The following is an 18,445-nucleotide window of genomic DNA, read 5'->3' as shown; positions in this document are numbered from 1 at the left end:
AAATTAATAGATAACAAAACCTTATAGGAATAATCATGGCTACTGAAATAAAAGCTCCAACATTTCCAGAATCTGTAGCAGACGGAACCATCGCTACCTGGCACAAAAGTGCTGGCGAAGCTTTCTCACGAGACGAATTGATTGTTGATATAGAAACCGACAAAGTCGTCATCGAAGTGGTGGCTCCTGAAGACGGTACACTAAGCAAAATTCTTAAGGATGAAGGAGACACGGTGCTGAGTGATGAAGTCATTGGGCACTATGATGCCGGCGCAGGTGGTTCTACTTCAGCGCCATCAACCGACGAAGAATCTTCAAGCGGCAGCGCAGAAGCTGATAGCAGTGATGCTATTCTTAGCCCAGCAGTAAGAAAGCTGGTGGCTGAATATGAAATTAATCCTGATCTCATTCAAGGAACGGGCAAAAATGGACGCATTGTCAAAGAAGACGTGATGGCCTTTATTGAAAACCGATCAAACAAAGAAGCAGCACCTGCAGCAAGCAGCAAAGCGCCAAGCGAACCAGTCATTCCACAGGGAGAGCGTTTCGAGCGACGCGAACCTATGTCGAGATTGCGCGCAAAAATCGCGAATCGCTTAGTTGAAGCACAGCAAAATATGGCCATGCTGTCCACTTTCAACGAAGTGAATATGAAACCGATTATGGACTTACGTGCCAAGTACAAAGATGAATTTGAAAAACGTCATGATACTCGCCTAGGTTTTATGTCATTTTTTGTTAGAGCATCAGTTGAAGCGCTAAAGCGTTTTCCAGCAGTTAATGCCTCTATCGATGGCAACGATATTATTTACCATAGTTATCAAGACGTCGGTGTTGCAGTGTCTTCACCACGGGGACTAGTCGTTCCAGTATTAAGAAATGTTGATAATATGAGCCTCGCCGATATTGAAAATAATATTCGCGGCTATGGCATAAAAGCCCGAGATGGAAAACTATCAATCGATGACATGACCGGTGGAACTTTCACGGTTTCAAATGGCGGCGTATTTGGTTCGTTACTTTCAACGCCTATCGTTAATCCACCGCAAACTGCAATTCTGGGTATGCACAAAATCCAAGATCGCCCCATGGCGGTTAATGGTGAAGTCGTAATTTTACCAATGATGTACCTGGCGCTTTCTTATGATCACCGACTAATCGATGGCAAAGAAGCGGTTGGATTTTTGGTAACGATAAAAGAGCTGCTTGAAGAGCCGGAGCGGTTACTTTTAGGACTGTAATATATAGATTGCAGCACTTAAAAGCATCGACGAAAAACGGGGCAACTAGCGCCCCGTTTTTTATTTGTCCTTTCCTGTTGACGATTTTACCGGTTCGCTAAAAAGTCCTGCATAGTATAAAAACCCGCTGGCTGCTGCGCTAACCAAACTGCAGCTTCCACCGCGCCTTCCGCAAAACAATGGCGATTTTGTGCTTTATGCTCAATACTGATGATTTCGTTATCCAGCGCAAATAATACTTTATGTTCACCAATAATTTCCCCAGCTCGAATGACGGACATACCGATTTCACCTTTTTTGCGCGTTCTTTTTTCAAAACGGCTATCGGTTGTTTTGAGGTCGTTAAAATTCTCTCCCATTGCTTCGGCAATGGCCTGACCCATTCGAATCGCCGTCCCTGACGGCGCATCAATTTTGTGCTTATGATGGGCTTCGATAATTTCAATGTCGGCTTGTTTACCAAGCATTTTTGCCGCCAAAGACAATAATGCTAAAGTAGAATTAACACCAATGCTGGTATTTGGCGCAAGTAACACAGGAAAATTTTTCGCGGCATCTTTGAGTTCACTAATTTGCTCGTCACTAAAACCTGTTGTACCAATAATTAATGGCGTTTTAGTTTTAGCCGTTTGCTTTACCAGCTCCATTGTTCCTTCAGGTAAACTAAAATCAATAACGACATCACTCTGGTTTAGACCTTGCTCAATATCACTGGTGTATTCAATATTGTTAAACCCCACCTGACGTCCTAACAATCGATGGTCCGAACGGCAGAAAGCGGCAGTGAGCTCCACCTGCGAATGTGAGGTTGCTTGACTAATAACTTGCTGCCCCATTTTTCCAGAAGCGGCATTAACAGCAATTTTGGTTTTCATAATTATCCTTGTGAACTTATCATCAATTAAGATCGCTTTACTTAAAAACTATTAGTAGAGTGCAGAATAAAAACGCGCAATAAAGCGCGTTTTTAAACAGTATTAATTTTAACTATCTAATGAAATGATTAACTTAAAATGTCACCAGACATATTTATCTTAAACTCTGATTAAAAGCTTGTAGCAAATCATTGCCAGGACAAAGATCGGCTTCGTCCATGGTATTGAGTGGCCGCTTGGACGTATTAATAATTTCATGGGTATTTTGCGAATCACTATTAAGGTGCAGTAACCCAGTTAACACCTGGCCACTTTGCTTCGCTTCTTCCAATGCCGATAAAACCGATTCTCTACACTTAATATCCAGAGAGCCCGGCTGACGATGCAAATTAATGACTGAACCATCATGCAATTTGACACTTTCGTGCAACTGCTCCGGATCCTGTACTTTAATTTCTTGTTCGTGAGGTACCAGATCAAAAGTACCTGTCGCTTCTTTGTGATCACGAACCCATTCGTAACTTTTGGTAGAACCGTTATTATTGTTAAAAGTCACGCAAGGGGAAATACAGTCAATCAGTGCAAAACCGTTGTGTTTTATTGCGCCTTTAATAAGAGGAACTAACTGGTCTTTATCGCCAGAAAAACTTCTCGCGACGTAACCCGAACCAAGAGAAATGGCCAGCTCGCACAAATCCATCGGCTCGTACATGTTAGGCACACCTTTTTTACTCGCACTACCGACATCAGCGGTGGCCGAATCCTGGCCTTTAGTCAATCCATAAACGCCATTGTTCATCACGATATAAACCATGTTGATATTCCGGCGAACCAGATGCATGAACTGTCCCATTCCAATCGAAGCTGTGTCTCCATCACCAGAAATACCCACGTAAACCAGGTCACGGTTAGCCATATTGGCACCGGTGGTTACCGATGGCATTCGGCCATGGACAGAATTGAAACCATGAGAGTTCGACAGAAAATACGCAGGAGTCTTTGACGAGCAACCAATACCAGACATTTTGGCAATTTTATGGGGCTCAAGTGATAACTCAAAACACGCATTGATGATCGAGTTACTGATAGAGTCATGCCCACAACCCGCGCATAACGTCGACAAAGCACCTTCGTAATTAGCCTTTGTATATCCCAGGTCATTTTTGGCCGATTCAGGATGACGAAACCTGGACTTTAAATAACTCATGCCGCTACCTCTTTACCGCTATTGGCCGTCGTAAAAGGATTAACATTTTCACCATTTAACATTCTTTCAATTTTCCGTTTGATTCGACGGGCTCGGATCGGCATTCCGTCGATATTCAATATTGACTGTAATTTTTCGGTGCCAGTGTTGAACTCATTGATAAGCAAAGTTCTCATTTGCGCATCACGATTTTGCTCGATAACAAAAATAGTGTCGTGTTGCTCAATGAAATCCTTAATATCAGGATGGAAGGGGAAAGACTTGATTCGGCAAGTATTAATTTTGATATTTTCAGCTTCCAAACCATCGAGCGCTTCATAGCTAGCTTGCGCGCTCGTGCCATAAAAAATTGCGGCAACCTTCGAATTTTCGTCGCGGTATTTAATTTGTGGTTTTGGTACTAAATCTTTTGCCGTATCCCACTTTTTAACCAATCGCTGCATATTATCTTCATAAACGCCGCTGTCTTCAGTGTAGGCAGCATAATCGTCATGTGAAGAACCACGAGTAAAGTAAGAGCCTTTAGTTGGGTGAGTACCAGGATAAGTTCGATAACCGATGCCATCACCATCGACGTCTTTATAACGACCCCAACGTTCTTTCATATTATCCAAATCTTCAGCAGTTAATACTTTTCCGCGATCATATTTACGTTCATCATCCCATATCAGCGGTCGACTCATATGATCGTTCATTCCCAAATCAAGATCCGATAATAAAATGACAGGCGTTTGTAATCTGTCAGCCAAATCAAAAGCTGTGGCAGACATTTCAAAACATTCAGCGGGGTCACAAGGAATCAACAAAACTTGCTTGGTATCACCATGCGACGCGTAAGCGGCAGAAATAACATCTGACTGTTGAGTTCTTGTGGGCATTCCTGTACTCGGACCGCTTCTCTGAATGTCCATTAAGACAACCGGAATTTCTGCAAAATAAGCAAGGCCTAAAAATTCACTCATTAATGATACGCCAGGACCCGACGTTGCGGTAAAAGCGCGAGCGCCGTTCCAGTTAGCACCTATGGCCATACCAATAGCGGCCAGTTCATCTTCGGCCTGAATAATGGCGAACTTATTTTGTTTAGTGTCATCTTCTATGCGGAATTTTTTTGCATACTTTTCAAATGCTTCGACCACAGATGTTGATGGTGTAATCGGATACCAACCAACGACTGTTGCACCGCCGTAAACAGCACCAAGACCAGCGGCACTATTACCGTCAATGATAATTGAATCGCCTACATTATCTCGACGTTGAACCTTCAAGCCACAAGCATTTGGGTAATGTTCTTTGGCATAGTTGTAACCTAATTCGAGCGCACCAATATTCGGTGGTATCAATTTCTCTTTTTTAGCAAACTGATCCTTAACCATATTGGTTAATACCTCAAACTCCATATCGAAAAGATAGGCGAGGGCACCAACGTAAATAATATTTTTAAATAACTGGCGTTGTCTCGGGTTGGTGTAGTTATCGATACACATCTGAGTTAACGGAATGCCAATTTCGATAATGTCGTCTCGTTTAAAATCTCTCGGCAAAGCTTTGGTAGAATCGAACAAAAAATATCCGCCGGGCAACAACGAATCATAGTCTTTACGCATCGTCTGGCCATTAATCGCCACAACGAAATCGACATCACCTCGACTACCCAGATGACCTTTTTCAGTGACTCGAACTTCAAACCAGGTTGGTAAACCCTGAATGTTAGAAGGGAAAATATTTTTCGGACTAACCGGCACTCCCATTCTAAACACTGCTTTGGAAAACATATTATTCGCACTGGCAGATCCAGTACCGTTCACATTCGCAAAGCGAATGACAAAATCATTAACCGCTTCTATGCGCATTCTTTGCCCGCCTTAGTAACAGAATAAGAAAATTTTTGCATGTCCCATGCTGCCGTCGGACAGCGTTCGGCACATAAACCACAGTGGAGACAAACATTTTCGTCTTTCACCATCACTCGGCTAGTTTTTAATTCGCCAGAAACATATAAATCCTGATCGGTTAAATTAGCCGGTTCTAGTAGACGTGTTCTAAGGTCTTCTTCCTCACCGTTGTCCGTAAAATTAATACAGTTAGTCGGACAAACGTCAGCACATGCATCACATTCAATACAAAGGTTGTCAGTAAATACCGTTTGCACGTCGCAATTCAGACAACGCATGGCTTCTTCGTAACCTAAATCTTGATCGTAGCCTTTTTCAACTTCAACTTTTAAGTTGTTTAGTGCAATTTCCTTATCAACGTGAGGCACCAGATGGCGCTTGTCATGATCAATTTCATTATCATAGGTCCACTCGTGGAAACCCATTTTCTGTGACAATAAATTAACCTGCGGCGCGGGTCTGTCAGTTAAACTTTCGCCCTGACAAAACTTGTGAATTGAAATCGCGGCCTGATGGCCGTGGGCAACTGCGGTAATGATATTTGATGGCCCGAAAGCAGCATCACCGCCGAAGAAAACTCGCTCATTGGTAGACTGGAACGTCACCTGATCGACAACCGGCATATCCCACTTGCCAAACTCAATGCCAATGTCTCTCTCAATCCAAGGGAACGCATTATCCTGACCAATCGCAATCAAGACCTGGTCTGCTTCCATGAAAACTAAATCTTCACCGGTTGGTACTAAAGAACGCTTACCATTTTCATCATATTCAGCGCGCACCTTTTCAAACTTCATTCCGGTCAATTTACCGTTTTCTACCACAAATTCTTTCGGTGTATGGTTTTCGAAAATCGGTACGCCTTCCGAAATTGCATCTTCAATTTCCCAAGGTGATGCTTTCATATCAGCCTGTGGACTACGCACGACAATTTTGACGTTTTTCCCGCCTAATCGAAGCGCAGTACGGCAACAATCCATAGCGGTGTTACCGCCGCCTAACACGATGACGTTTTCGCCGATAGACTTAGTGTGCTCAAAAGCCACACTATCAAGCCAATTAATACCAACATGAATGCTGTCATCGCCTTCCTGACGCCCAGGTAATTTAGTCAAGTCGCGGCCATTTGGCGCGCCAGACCCAACAAAAATAGCGTCATAATCTTTATCGACTAAACTTTTTAAACTATCGACATAATGTTTAAAATGAGCAGCAACGCCCATATCAAGAATGTAGTTAACTTCTTCGTTTAACACTTCGATTGGGAGGCGGAAAGAGGGAATCTGATTGCGCATGAAACCGCCGCCGATGTCTTGTTCATCAAAGAGCTCAACTTCATAACCCAATGGGGCAAGATCACGAGCAACAGTCAGTGACGCAGGTCCAGCACCAACCAGTGCAATCTTTTTACCATTTTTCGGCATGATGGTTGGCAGTCGATCTTTTATATCTTCTTTATTATCTGCTGCAACACGTTTCAATCTGCAAATTGCAACCGGCTCTTCTTCAACTCGGCCGCGCCTGCATGCCGGCTCACAGGGACGATCACAAACCCGACCCAAGATGCCAGGGAATACATTCGACTCCCAATTAATCATATAGGCATCATCATAACGCCCTGCGGCAATCAGTCGAATATATTCTGGCACCGGTGTATGCGCGGGACACGCATACTGACAGTCTACAACCTTGTGAAAATATTCAGGATCTTTAATATTTGTTGGCTTCACACCAAAGTCCCCTAAATGTCTGTTAAGTGGTAAAAAGCTTTGTCAAAAGCCATCAATTCTAACCAACAATTAGATACATCTAAGCATAGGTTATTTTTTGTTAATTGAGCGTGATTATACTGATTTTTCAAACTTTGTGTCTTGCTTTTGTATAAAAGATCAGCTTTTATCGAGTTATTATTCTATAAAATTCTGAATCCTATTCAGTTTCTTCTCCACTGTTCGTTAAAACCTTTGAAAAACAGCCGGTTAGCAAAGTTTTCCAAACTCAACGAAAAGCATAGGAAGAAAGTATACAGACTATATTTTAATTCTATTAGCACTTTTTACTCACAGCTTTTAATATATAAACCAATTACCTTATATATAAAAACCCCAACTCTAAAAACAGGCAATAATTATGGAGAAAGTGCAAGCCAGACTGATTTTAGCAACGATCATGTTGGTTTCTTTATTAGGAACCGCAGGTATTGCTTTACCTTACCCGATTTTGTCGCCCTATTTTATGAGTGGTGGTGATGATCCCTTAATCAATTTTGGCGGAATAGATCCTAAAATTTTATTGGGTATCGCATTGGCCACATACCCTCTGGGCATTTTGATCGGAAGCAACATAATAGGGTCTTTGTCTGATCGATATGGCCGAAAATCAATTTTAATTTATTCGTTAATTGGTAGTATTCTGGGTTACCTGGTGACCGGATGGGCGATTCAGCAAAGTTCATTCATTGGCTTTATTACTGCGCGACTGATTACCGGTTTTTGTGAAGGTAATATTTCTGTAGCCCGAGCAATCGCCGTAGAACTGCACCCACATATTGATAGAGGACGTTCATTATCACTGCTGTATGCAACGGTTTATGGTGGATGGTTAGTCGGCCCGTTAGCAGGTGGGTATCTTATGCCTTATGGCATCGAAACGCCTTTTTACATCGCGGCGATTGCGGTGTTGTTATCCCTCATCCTGGTATTTTTCACTTTGCCGGATCAGCCGCCTCAAAAACGTTCAACACTGCCCTTATGGCAAGAAATTAAAAGTAACCACTCGGCGACTTTGTTAAAAATTCCGGCAATTCGACACTTCTTTATTTACTACTTTATTTATACACTCGGCATCAATGCTTACTATGAGTTTTATCCTTTGTGGTTAGTCGAATCCTATTCTTTTAATAGCAAAGAAATTGCCTGGATTACTGTGGCGATCACTCTCCTGATGGTTTTGGTTAGCTCGACAATTGCAGAAAAAATACCAAAAAAGATCGGCGAAAAGAAGGCATTATTGGGTGGAAATTTAATATTTGCTGGACTTATCATCGTTGCGACTTTTCTCGATGCCGAATCGGTATACCTGCCATTGGCGTTAACCGGCGCAGTGATAGCTGTCATCAATATCGTGTTTCCTGCAATGCTATCTGAGTATTTCGGGCATCATGGTCAAGGTAAAATCATGGGGCTTCAGGTGAGCGTGTTTTGTTTCACCAATGTCGTCATCGCTATCGGTGGCAGTATTGTTGCTCTCATCAGCGCAACCACAACTCTTTGGCTTGCCGCCGCACTAATTGTATTATCTGTATTTTTGTTTCAGACTCCTGAAAAGCAACTGAAAAATAGCACCGTCGAGGCATAAATGAACACCTCAGATAATAAAACAAGCAACGAAAATAACGCCAGTCAGAGCAAAATTCTTCACTTGCTGAAAACCCGTGGAGAATTGACTGCCGGGCAGGTAGCAGAAATACTCAAGATGACTTCAATGGGCGCGCGACAGCATCTTGAAAATATGGAGCATCAGGGCTTGCTTGAGCATCAGTTTATTGCAGAAGGAAGAGGGCGCCCCAAGAAAAAGTGGTACTTGACCCGAAAAGCTCAGTCACAGTTTCCGAATACCCATTCCGCTTTACTCGTTAATCTTTTAGGGCATATCCAACAAGAGCTCGGCGAAAATGCATTAGATAACCTGATTACAATCAGGGAAAAAGAAATGCGTGACAGTTACCAGCAGCAACTCGCTCAATTTGAAACGGTGCCGGAAAAGCTAAGCAAACTCGCCGAAATTCGCACCAATGAAGGTTACATGGCAGAGGTGGTTGAGGAAGACGGGCAATTATTTTTAGTCGAGAACAACTGTCCCATCTGTTCGGCAGCCACCCAGTGCCAACAGTTTTGTCGTTCAGAACTGAGTATTTTTAAGCAGGTTCTAGGGTGTAAGATAGAAAGAACAGAGTATATTCTGGAAGGGGCGAGACGGTGTGCTTATCGCGTAGAAGCCTAGCTGGTGCTCAATCTTTCCAGCAATAAATCGAGCGACTCTAACAATGTTTGTTGCTGCTCTTTGCTGAGATCGCCGAGTTTCTTTTCCCATTTTTCTTTACTCGCTAGCGCTGCTTCGGCAAAAATCTGCAGCCCTTTTTGAGTGGGGACAATCCACCGCTGTCGCCCGTCATCCTTAGATTGAGCCCGAATAACCAGGTTATCTTTTTGCAACTCATCCACTAATTTGGACATAGTGGGCATGCTGACACCTTGAATATCACAAAGCTGGCGCAGCGTAACGGGATTTTTCTCTTGAATGATTCGCAATACGTCAAATCTTGCTGCGGAAATTTCCGCATTTTGCGCCGTCATATTCAAATAGCGATTCAACCGGAGAAGTTTTGTTTCTATGCTCACACTGGGTCCATAAACTCGATTTAGTTAGCAAAGCTAATTATTAGCCCAAATAAAATTCAATAAAGTTCTACAAATGCGATATTTTTTCATTTTTTATGGCTCGACTGCACCCCATTGCAGTGGTCCGATTGTACCAGCATTTCTGTTCCGGTAGTATCAAACTCAATAAGACTAATAAGTAGTTATAAGCAATTATCAGTACAATTAATTTTAAAGGGAAGCCTATGGATGATAGGTGTAAGCAAAACGAAAAAACAGGTAACCTTGTCATTGTTGGCACCGGAATTTTGACACCTGCACATCTGTCACAAGAATCCATAGCACATATTAAATCCGCCGATATCGTTCATGCACTAGTTCCGGATCCCTTAGGCTTTTCGACCATCCAAAAACTGAACGACAATATCAAAAATTTAGACGAACTTTATTATAAACCACAAGATACAGTTAACGGATCGAATCGTATTGATGGTTACAATAAGATGGTTGAGTCGATAATGTCTGATGTTCGTGATGGGCTGAATGTTTGTGCCGTATTTTACGGTCATCCAGGTGTTTTTGTTAACCCTTCACATGCCTCAATCAAACAAGCAAGAAGTGAGGGATTTGAGGCAAAAATGTTGCCATCAATCTCAGCGGAAGATTGTTTATTTGCAGACTTGGGTGTTGATCCCGGTTACATGGGTTGCCAAGCCTATGAAGCGACACAGTTTATGTTTTATAAACATTCAATCAACATTCATTCGGCGCTTGTTCTTTGGCAAATTGGAGCTGCAGGGGACGAATCAATGCAAAAATTTAATCCAGCCAAAAATGGTTTGGCAATGCTAAAAGACAGAATGCTTGAGTGGTATCCAGAAAATCACGAAGTGATTTTATATGAGGCAACGACGTTGCCCATCATAGAGCCAAGAACAGAAAAAATTTTACTTGCAAACTTAACTTCAGTCAGCGTTAAAACGATTACAACAATGTATATTCCTCCCGTGTCAAAACCTGAACTAAATTTAGAGTTTTGCAAAAAATGGGGAGTAGATACTCAAGAACTAATTTCTTGTTCAGCTTAATTGTGAATAAGGTTGTCAACATTTAATAAGTTTTTCTCGAGTTTAATTGAATCCGGTTGTAACTGAATTAACTCGTTATTTAAAGGAGGTAGAGAGGCTATCTCTATCGATTTTAATTTATCGCAAAGGAAATAAATATGTTAGAAAATAACTTACAAAACTATCTTTCAGATTTATCAGTTAATCCTCAATTGATGGCATTTCATAAGCAAGATAAAATCCAATCAATGACCAAATACGGAGTATCTCAAGAGGAAATAAAATTAGTAATCAACTCAAATTTTGAAGCTATTGGCAGCTATTTAAGTCAAAAAAATTCGCCAGCTTCAGGTACTTTTATTTCTGGGTGGATTATCTAGGATAGCAGATCTTTCGGTCAACGAATTCTCTCTAACTATTAAACCGGTTGTAGAATTTTATTTTAGCAATCCTGCTTATGCGTGTACTATATTCTATGAATGGGAATGTTTGATTTCAACGAAACTATTAAGGTAGTTATCATCAAAATTTATTGTAGTTAACAAATTTAGGGGTATATCTTGGTGCAATTCACAAAAAATAAATCAAATGGTATTAATTAGAAAGTCGGCTTTCCTTATTATTTTGTTAGTACTATACGGTAGAGTAGCGTTTATAACCGCCGACTCATCCGAAGTTGGCGTCTCTTCAAAAAACGCAAAACAGACCAACGAAATTGCTTATGCTCATTTAGTAAAGGGAGAATACGAACAAGCTTATAAGTTGTCCAATGTCGCAAAGCGAATGGCACTTTTGGAAGATGATCAAAGAGAGCTGGCAAGAGCTATCAGCAATATTGCATCGAATTTGTATTACTTAGGGAATTTTGAGCAGGCCCTCTCTCTTTATAGAGAGTCCCTAAAAATCGCTCGAGATCAAAATGACACTCTGGGTATAGATCGAGCGCTTGGAAATATTTCCGCAATTTATTTTAAACTTGATAACTTTACTGAGGCACTTAATTACCAAGTCAGAAAGTACGAGCTTCTACAAAATACAAATAACACAAAGCTTAAGGCTGCAACACTAATCGGTTTATCGGATATTTACATAAAACTAAATGACAAAGCTAAAGCATATAAATATTATGATTTAGCTAGAAAGTTGCTTGAGGGTTTTAAGCTTCCTTTTTATGATGTATACGTCTTGATGAGACGTGCAGCAATAGCTGCTCTCGACCAAAATTACTTTGAATCAATCCGCTCATTAGAACATGCTCTACTCATAGCTAAACAAAATAACTTTCAAGGTCTGGAGGTTCAAATCCTTACTGAAATGGCTGAGTTTCATTTCAAAAATAACGACACAGATAACGCAAAGAAAAACTCACTAACCGCTATAAAATCTGCAGTTGAATTAAAAATGAAGTCGAGTGAACTACAGAACCACCAACTTCTAAGCGAAATTTATGAAAAATCAGGTCAGTTTGATTTAGCATTAAAACATAGTAGAAAAACCTATGAAATGAATCAGGTAATCACTGGCGAGAAAGTTCAATTACTCGCAGAAGTTACTAAAGTAGATCGCCAAGTCTACGAGACCCAAGAACGCCTAAAACAAAGCGAACAAGAAACAAAAATTGCCCAGTTAGAATTAGAAACCCAAGAACAGATTCAGGTAATTTGGACCGCAGGTCTGATTTCACTATCTTTGCTAATAATTTTCGGATTTTACCGCCACTCAAGTAAAAAACAAATTGAACAACAGATACAAGTTAACAACGAGCTAAAAGAATTAGATAAATTAAAAGATAGGATATTAACCAACACATCACACGAATTAAGAACGCCACTTAATGGAATTATCGGTTTATCAGATATTATTGAAACTGAACATGGCGATAATCTTGATCCAGAAATATTAGAGTCGGTGAGACTAATCGGAAAAAGCGGAACCCAACTGTCAGAGACCGTCGACGACATTCTCGATTTAGCCAGGCTCAAAAATCGAAAAATGCCATTTAAGTACAGCGACTTTGATCTCATTTCGGTTATTAATGAAGTGATCAAACTTTGCGAATCATTAACCAACGGTCCTGAAGTTAGTTTTGATTTTGATGCGCAAGATGATTCACTAACTATTCATCACGATAAAAAACGCGTCCAACAATTGTTATTTAACCTAATTGGAAATGCTGCGAAATTTACTGAAAATGGAAGCATTAGAATCCGCTATGCAATGCTAGATGATAATGTTCGCATTAGCGTGAGTGACACTGGAGTGGGGATCCCCGCAGATAAAATCGAACGAATTTTTGAAGGCTTCGAACAGGTTAATCCAAATGACAATCGCAGTCATACCGGTTCAGGATTGGGCTTAGCAATCAGCCGCGAACTAATATCAAATATGAACGGTTCAATCGATCTGCAATCAGAGCTTGGCATTGGAACAACAGTCAGTATCGAATTTCCGGTCAAAAAAACCGAGACAATTTCAGCATAACCCCCAATCCAATTTTGCACTTTAGTTCAACCAAATTCGACGCAATAAAAAAGGTAGCAATTGAGCTACCTTTTTTAATCTTCTCAGGGAAAAATTCTAGATATATAGTATTTTTTGTTAATGCCAACTCAATCAATTAGTCATTTCATCCCAGAAATTTTTAACACCTTCCCACCAATTACTGGATTTTGGACTGTGTTGTTTTTTACTACCAGCTAAATACTCATCAAAGTCTCGCAGCATTTTCTTCTGCTCTTTGTTAAGTTTAACCGGCGTCTCTACAATCACTCGACATAGTAAATCGCCACGCATTCCACCACGCATTGGCGTAATGCCTTTGCCTCTGAGACGGAACATGCGACCTGTTTGAGTTTCTTCTGGAATTTTTAGCTTCACTTTACCGTCTAATGTGGGAACTTCTAGCTCCCCACCTAAGCAGGCAGTCACAAAGCTAATTGGCATTTCACAGTACAAGTTATCACCATCGCGCACAAAAATTGAATGCTCTTTAACATGAACCTGTACATAGAGGTCACCAGCGATGGCGCCAGGGCCACCAGCTTCACCTTCACCCGTTAACCGAATTCGGTCACCAGTATCAACGCCAGCAGGAATTTTGACAGATAGCGTTTTTTCTTTTCTAACCCGACCTTGCCCAGAACAAGCACCACATGGATCAGAAACAACTGTCCCTTGACCATGGCAAGTTGGACAGGTTTGCTGAACAGAAAAGAAACCTTGCTGCATTCTTACCTGACCGGCACCTTTACAGGTTCCACAAGTCGTAGGTGCTGTTCCTTTTTTCGCACCGCTACCATCGCAAGTGTCACAATTAACGTAGGTAGGAATCTTTATCGATTTCTTAATGCCTTTTACCGCATCTTCTAGTGATAACTCCAGATTATATTGAAGATCAGCACCACGTCTTTGTCTTTGACGTCCGCCACCACGACGACCTCCACCAAAGATGTCACCAAATACATCACCAAATATATCACTGAAGCTATCTGCGCCGCCTTGGCCATGAAATCCTCCCTGGCTGGGATCAACGCCGGCATGACCAAATTGGTCATAAGCTTGTCGCTTTTGCGAGTCGTTTAAAACTTCGTAAGCTTCCTTGGCTTCTTTAAATTTTTCTTCGGCTTCTGTTGAGTCAGGGTTTCGGTCAGGATGATATTTCATTGCCAAACGCCGATAAGCTTTTTTAAGCTCCTGCTCATTAGCGTCTTTACTAACGCTTAAAACCTCATAGTAATCTCTTTTTGACATCTTACGGAATACCAATAGTTAACTTTTTAGATCAGCTGCGCGGGGTGTCCCCCGCGCAACAACAACCAAGTTAAATAATCAGACAAATAATGCCTGTTAACGATTACTTCTTATCGTCGTCTTTAACTTCTTCAAATTCAGCATCAACAACATCATCATTAGCGTTATCACTTGCTGTGTCACCACCTTCTGCACCGGCACCTGCTTCAGGTTGAGCTTGTTGTGCTTCAGCTTGCGCCTGGGCATACATTCTCTCAGCCATTTTTTGTGAGGCTTTGGTTAGTGCTTCAATTTTGGCTTCAATCGCAGCCATGTCATCGCTCTTGATAACGTCTTCAAGATCTTTGATCGCTGCTTCAATCGCTTCTTTTTCGCCATCTTCAAAAGTGACTTTTTCATCTTCCATCGTTTTCTTAGTCGCGTGAATCAAGCCATCGGCTTTGTTACGAACTTCGACTAATTCCTGGAATTTCTTATCTTCTTCAGCATGCGCTTCGGCGTCACGAACCATTTGCTCGATTTCATCATCAGACAAACCAGAAGAAGCTTTAATCACGATAGATTGTTCTTTACCCGTCGCTTTATCTTTAGCTGACACGTTAAGAATACCGTTCGCATCAATATCAAAGATAACTTCAATTTGCGGCATACCACGTGGCGCAGGTGGAATGTCAGAAAGATCAAACTTACCTAATGACTTATTTTGTCCAGCCATCTTACGCTCACCTTGCAACACATGCACGGTTACCGCAGTTTGATTGTCTTCCGCAGTAGAGAACACCTGATTCGCTTTGGTTGGGATAGTAGTGTTTTTATCAATCAGGTTAGTCATCACACCACCCATGGTTTCAATACCAAGAGATAGTGGCGTAACATCTAACAATAGTACGTCAGTCACATCACCTGCCAAAACAGCACCTTGAATAGAAGCACCCATTGCAACCGCTTCGTCTGGGTTCACATCTTTACGAGGCTCTTTTCCAAAGAAACCGGTAACCGCTTCTTGTACTTTAGGCATCCGCGTTTGACCACCAACCAGGATAACATCGTCAATATCAGAAACATTCAAGCCTGCGTCTTTGATTGCAGTTTTAACTGGCTCCATTGAACGCTCAATCAGGTCATCAACCAATGACTCTAATTTGGCGCGAGTCAACTTAACATTTAAATGTTTAGGACCAGACGCATCTGCAGTGATATATGGCAAGTTAACATCAGTTTGTTGACTTGAAGACAACTCAACTTTCGCTTTTTCGCCCGCTTCTTTCAAACGCTGTAATGCAAGCGGGTCATTGTGTAAATCAATACCGCTTTCTTTCTTAAATTCATCTGCCAAATACTCAATGACGCGCATATCGAAATCTTCACCACCAAGGAAAGTATCTCCATTGGTCGCCAATACTTCAAAAGTGTGCTCACCTTCTACTTCTGCAATTTCAATAACCGAAATATCGAATGTACCGCCACCTAAATCATAAACAGCGATTGTTTTGTCGCCCTTCCCTTTATCTAAACCATAAGCAAGTGCAGCGGCTGTCGGCTCGTTAATAATTCTCTTAACTTCCAAACCCGCGATACGACCGGCATCTTTAGTCGCTTGACGCTGTGAATCGTTAAAATATGCAGGAACAGTGATAACTGCTTCGGTGATAGTTTCACCCAAAAAGTCTTCAGCAGTTTTCTTCATTTTCTTTAAAACTTCTGCGCTAACTTGTGGTGGTGCAATTTTTTCGCCTTTCGCTTCAACCCAGGCATCACCGTTATCTGCTGCAGAAATTGTGTAAGGAACCATTTTGATGTCTTTTTGGACGACATCATCTTTGAATTGACGACCAATTAATCGCTTGATCGCAAACAATGTATTGTTAGGGTTAGTAACCGCTTGTCGCTTGGCAGATTGACCGACCAGGATTTCACCTTCGTCAGTATAAGCAACGATTGAAGGCGTTGTGCGCGCACCTTCTGCATTTTCAATGACTCTTGTATCTTTTCCATCAAGAACAGCCACGCAAGAGTTGGTTGTCCCCAAATCGATTCCAATAATTTTACCCATGTTATTTCTCCAACATTTTTGTTTTGATTCGCTAGTCGTTGTAAAGCAAAACCGAAAACAAACTTCATTAAATCTTCAGATGCCCTTTATCTGGGGGCACTATTTGCTAATTCAAGGTTTTTTTACGCTTTTTGATCGATTTCCGGCGCCTTACCTTTCGCCACTATCACCCTTGCAGGACGAATCAATCGCCCATTCAAAGAATAGCCCATCTGAATCACTTGCATAACGCTATTTGGTTCGTGCTCATCGCTTTCCTGCATAACCATAGCTTCGTGTAAGCCGGGATCAAATGCATCGCCTAGCGGAGAGATTTGCTCAATGGAAAACTTATTCAAAGTATCAATTAATAATTTATGCGTTAGCTCGATACCTTGGTGCATAGCAGCCTGCGCATCATTTTCAACCGGATGCTCAAGTGCCTTTTCCAAACTATCAACAACAGCCAGTATTTCTTTGGCAAATCTTTCGAGTGCAAATTTACTCGCGTTGCTGACTTCTCTTTCTGCGCGACGACGGATGTTTTCCGATTCTGCTTTTGCACGAATAGCAACGTCTTTATGTGTCGCGACTTCTTCTAACGCTTTATTTAGTTCAGCGGTTAAGCTCTCAACCTTCTCCTCAAAAGTCTGGTCTTTCTCCGCTTGCTCGGTCACCTCTTCGACCTGCTCATCAGGTGTTTGAAGATCCTCATTATTACTCATTGATACAGCTCCTAAGCCAAAAAGAACGATCTGTTCGTCCCAGATTTATTAGTAAGTCCAAAAATTAGATGGTGAAAATATGGGGGCGAGTTGGCTATATTCAAGCCAATTTTCGATAGATCAGGAAAAAATTTGGATTTATTCCACGGAAGATTTCATTGTCAGGGCATTTGAAAGCAACTTAGCAGTCACATCAACGATGGGAATGACCTTGTCATAACGCATTCTCGTTGGCCCAACTACCGCCAGAACGCCGATAGATTCACCATTCAGCTTATAAGGGGCAGTAACGATACTACAATCATGCAAGTTTTGATTACCACTTTCTTCACCAATAAAGATTTTGACACCATCAGCCACCAGGGAGCGCTCTAAAATACTCAATATCTGCTGCTTTTGCTTAAACGCCTGGAAAATTCGTTCCAGGTTTTCCAATTGCCCATGGGTGGCCATCGATACAAGGTTAGTCTGGCCGGAAAAATGAAATCCGGACCCTTTATTTTCCGCGCCACTTTCTGTTTCCAACCCTTGCTCTGCCAATTTAATCGCTTGCCGAGTTAGCTCATCCAACTGCCGTTGTTCGTTAATCATCTGCTGTAACAAGTTTTCTCGCGCAGTATTTAAGTCTTTGCCGGCAATGTGATGGTTAAGGAAATTAGCCATCACGCTGAGTTCTTCACGGCTGTAACCACGTTCAACCCGAATAACGCGATTTTGAATTTCTTCATTTTGAAGCACGAGTACAACCAATATACGGTTATCGGACAAAGGCACAAAGTCGATATGTTCCAGTTTTTGAAAAGGTTTACTGGGTATTTGCACCAAGCTGGCCATTCGTGTCATTTCAGATAACACAGAAGACGCATTCCCTAAAATAGTGTTGGTTTCCTGACCGGGATTGAGTGAATGTTTTAGATGCTCCATCGTATCGTCACCCAAACTTTTCACTTGAACCAGCTGGTCGACGAATATCCTTAAGCCTTGCGTTGTGGGTATTCTACCGGCAGAAGTATGGGGCGACAGCAATAATCCCTGTCGTTCCAGATCAGCCATAACATTACGAATAGTTGCTGTGCTTACTGAAAGGTGTGAAGAACGTAATAGTGCCTTGGAACCAACAGGATGACCTTCTCGAACGTAAGATTCAATCAGAGATTTCATCAATATCAGGTCACGATTTTTCATAAACAACTCTTAGTTATAGGCTTCGTTCTGTTACTAATTGCGCGACCTGGGGCCCGCTAAGGGTTAGACGAAAAACGATTAAATTCGCT

General features: G+C 41.6%; 15 protein-coding genes. 6 read left to right on the top strand and 9 right to left on the bottom strand.

The genetic code is table 11. The annotated features are described in order from the left end of the window. Nucleotides 1–35: 35 nt before the first annotated feature. Nucleotides 36–1,241, top strand: coding sequence for a 2-oxoglutarate dehydrogenase complex dihydrolipoyllysine-residue succinyltransferase (odhB, locus tag FLL46_RS09050; protein ID WP_142893161.1), 1,206 nt, complete (start codon nucleotides 36–38; stop codon nucleotides 1,239–1,241). An 86-nt stretch (nucleotides 1,242–1,327) separates the two neighbouring features. Here the strand turns inward: odhB and dapB are convergent, their stop codons facing one another. The 4 genes from dapB to FLL46_RS09030 all read right to left on the bottom strand — a co-directional run bounded on the left by dapB (nucleotide 1,328) and on the right by FLL46_RS09030 (nucleotide 6,948). Continuing rightward, on the bottom strand, nucleotides 1,328–2,116 hold the full coding sequence (gene dapB / locus FLL46_RS09045) for a 4-hydroxy-tetrahydrodipicolinate reductase (RefSeq protein ID WP_142893160.1): 789 nt from the start codon (nucleotides 2,114–2,116) through the stop codon (nucleotides 1,328–1,330). 154 nt (nucleotides 2,117–2,270) lie between these two features. After that, nucleotides 2,271–3,323, bottom strand: coding sequence for a 2-oxoacid:ferredoxin oxidoreductase subunit beta (locus FLL46_RS09040; protein ID WP_142893159.1), 1,053 nt, complete (start codon nucleotides 3,321–3,323; stop codon nucleotides 2,271–2,273). Further along, complete coding sequence (locus FLL46_RS09035; RefSeq protein ID WP_142893158.1) at nucleotides 3,320–5,176, bottom strand: 2-oxoacid:acceptor oxidoreductase subunit alpha; 1,857 nt, start codon at nucleotides 5,174–5,176, stop codon at nucleotides 3,320–3,322. The genes FLL46_RS09040 and FLL46_RS09035 overlap by 4 nt, the downstream gene beginning before the upstream one ends. Beyond that, nucleotides 5,167–6,948, bottom strand: coding sequence for an FAD-dependent oxidoreductase (locus FLL46_RS09030; protein WP_142893157.1), 1,782 nt, complete (start codon nucleotides 6,946–6,948; stop codon nucleotides 5,167–5,169). Before FLL46_RS09030 ends, FLL46_RS09035 begins: the two co-directional genes overlap by 10 nt. 400 nt (nucleotides 6,949–7,348) lie before the next feature. Here FLL46_RS09030 and FLL46_RS09025 point away from each other — a divergent pair, with 400 nt between their 5' ends. Next, the gene (locus FLL46_RS09025; protein ID WP_142893156.1) at nucleotides 7,349–8,575 is read left to right on the top strand and encodes an MFS transporter; all 1,227 of its coding nucleotides are present in this window, start codon (nucleotides 7,349–7,351) and stop codon (nucleotides 8,573–8,575) included. After that, the gene (locus FLL46_RS09020; RefSeq protein ID WP_142893155.1) at nucleotides 8,576–9,220 is read left to right on the top strand and encodes a helix-turn-helix transcriptional regulator; all 645 of its coding nucleotides are present in this window, start codon (nucleotides 8,576–8,578) and stop codon (nucleotides 9,218–9,220) included. On the opposite strand, the gene FLL46_RS09015 is transcribed toward FLL46_RS09020, so the two are convergent. Then, entirely contained in the window at nucleotides 9,217–9,618 is a 402-nt protein-coding gene (locus tag FLL46_RS09015; RefSeq protein WP_142893154.1) for a MarR family winged helix-turn-helix transcriptional regulator, read from the bottom strand. The genes FLL46_RS09020 and FLL46_RS09015 overlap by 4 nt on opposite strands. Nucleotides 9,619–9,842: 224 nt before the next feature. On the opposite strand from FLL46_RS09015, the gene FLL46_RS09010 reads away from it, so the two are divergent. The 3 genes from FLL46_RS09010 to FLL46_RS09000 all read left to right on the top strand — a co-directional run bounded on the left by FLL46_RS09010 (nucleotide 9,843) and on the right by FLL46_RS09000 (nucleotide 13,145). Next, the gene (locus FLL46_RS09010; RefSeq protein WP_142893153.1) at nucleotides 9,843–10,685 is read left to right on the top strand and encodes an SAM-dependent methyltransferase; all 843 of its coding nucleotides are present in this window, start codon (nucleotides 9,843–9,845) and stop codon (nucleotides 10,683–10,685) included. Nucleotides 10,686–10,822: 137 nt separating this feature from the next. Further along, a complete protein-coding gene (locus FLL46_RS09005; RefSeq protein WP_142893152.1) occupies nucleotides 10,823–11,044 on the top strand; it encodes a hypothetical protein in 222 nt (73 codons plus the stop codon). A gap of 208 nt (nucleotides 11,045–11,252) precedes the next feature. After that, nucleotides 11,253–13,145: a tetratricopeptide repeat-containing sensor histidine kinase gene (locus tag FLL46_RS09000; RefSeq protein ID WP_142893151.1), complete on the top strand. Its 1,893-nt coding sequence runs from the start codon at nucleotides 11,253–11,255 to the stop codon at nucleotides 13,143–13,145. Nucleotides 13,146–13,277: 132 nt separating this feature from the next. Here the strand turns inward: FLL46_RS09000 and dnaJ are convergent, their stop codons facing one another. The 4 genes from dnaJ to hrcA all read right to left on the bottom strand — a co-directional run bounded on the left by dnaJ (nucleotide 13,278) and on the right by hrcA (nucleotide 18,356). Then, the gene (gene dnaJ, locus FLL46_RS08995) at nucleotides 13,278–14,414 is read right to left on the bottom strand and encodes a molecular chaperone DnaJ (RefSeq protein ID WP_142893150.1); all 1,137 of its coding nucleotides are present in this window, start codon (nucleotides 14,412–14,414) and stop codon (nucleotides 13,278–13,280) included. Between the two features lie 103 nt (nucleotides 14,415–14,517). Next, complete coding sequence (gene dnaK, locus FLL46_RS08990) at nucleotides 14,518–16,467, bottom strand: molecular chaperone DnaK (RefSeq protein WP_142893149.1); 1,950 nt, start codon at nucleotides 16,465–16,467, stop codon at nucleotides 14,518–14,520. A gap of 122 nt (nucleotides 16,468–16,589) precedes the next feature. Beyond that, nucleotides 16,590–17,171 (bottom strand): nucleotide exchange factor GrpE, encoded by a 582-nt coding sequence (gene grpE, locus FLL46_RS08985; RefSeq protein WP_142893148.1) that lies wholly within the window; start codon nucleotides 17,169–17,171, stop codon nucleotides 16,590–16,592. A gap of 138 nt (nucleotides 17,172–17,309) precedes the next feature. Beyond that, the gene (hrcA, locus tag FLL46_RS08980) at nucleotides 17,310–18,356 is read right to left on the bottom strand and encodes a heat-inducible transcriptional repressor HrcA (protein WP_142893147.1); all 1,047 of its coding nucleotides are present in this window, start codon (nucleotides 18,354–18,356) and stop codon (nucleotides 17,310–17,312) included. Nucleotides 18,357–18,445 lie beyond the last annotated feature (89 nt).

It is taken from the genome of Aliikangiella coralliicola (genome assembly GCF_007004725.1).
Taxonomy (GTDB): Bacteria; Pseudomonadota; Gammaproteobacteria; order Enterobacterales; family Kangiellaceae; genus Aliikangiella; species Aliikangiella coralliicola.
This window is presented reverse-complemented; position numbering and strand designations above follow the sequence as displayed.

Bases quoted from the DNA above. Each gene is read 5' to 3' on its own strand.
- dnaJ (WP_142893150.1), bottom strand. From the start codon at position 14,414: ATGTCAAAAAGAGATTACTATGAGGTTTTAAGCGTTAGTAAAGACGCT.
- hrcA (WP_142893147.1), bottom strand. From the start codon at position 18,356: ATGAAAAATCGTGACCTGATATTGATGAAATCTCTGATTGAATCTTAC.
- odhB (WP_142893161.1), top strand. From the start codon at position 36: ATGGCTACTGAAATAAAAGCTCCAACATTTCCAGAATCTGTAGCAGAC.
- FLL46_RS09020 (WP_142893155.1), top strand. From the start codon at position 8,576: ATGAACACCTCAGATAATAAAACAAGCAACGAAAATAACGCCAGTCAG.
- dapB (WP_142893160.1), bottom strand. From the start codon at position 2,116: ATGAAAACCAAAATTGCTGTTAATGCCGCTTCTGGAAAAATGGGGCAG.
- FLL46_RS09000 (WP_142893151.1), top strand. From the start codon at position 11,253: ATGGTATTAATTAGAAAGTCGGCTTTCCTTATTATTTTGTTAGTACTA.
- FLL46_RS09010 (WP_142893153.1), top strand. From the start codon at position 9,843: ATGGATGATAGGTGTAAGCAAAACGAAAAAACAGGTAACCTTGTCATT.
- FLL46_RS09040 (WP_142893159.1), bottom strand. From the start codon at position 3,323: ATGAGTTATTTAAAGTCCAGGTTTCGTCATCCTGAATCGGCCAAAAAT.
- FLL46_RS09035 (WP_142893158.1), bottom strand. From the start codon at position 5,176: ATGCGCATAGAAGCGGTTAATGATTTTGTCATTCGCTTTGCGAATGTG.
- FLL46_RS09005 (WP_142893152.1), top strand. From the start codon at position 10,823: ATGTTAGAAAATAACTTACAAAACTATCTTTCAGATTTATCAGTTAAT.
- grpE (WP_142893148.1), bottom strand. From the start codon at position 17,171: ATGAGTAATAATGAGGATCTTCAAACACCTGATGAGCAGGTCGAAGAG.
- dnaK (WP_142893149.1), bottom strand. From the start codon at position 16,467: ATGGGTAAAATTATTGGAATCGATTTGGGGACAACCAACTCTTGCGTG.
- FLL46_RS09025 (WP_142893156.1), top strand. From the start codon at position 7,349: ATGGAGAAAGTGCAAGCCAGACTGATTTTAGCAACGATCATGTTGGTT.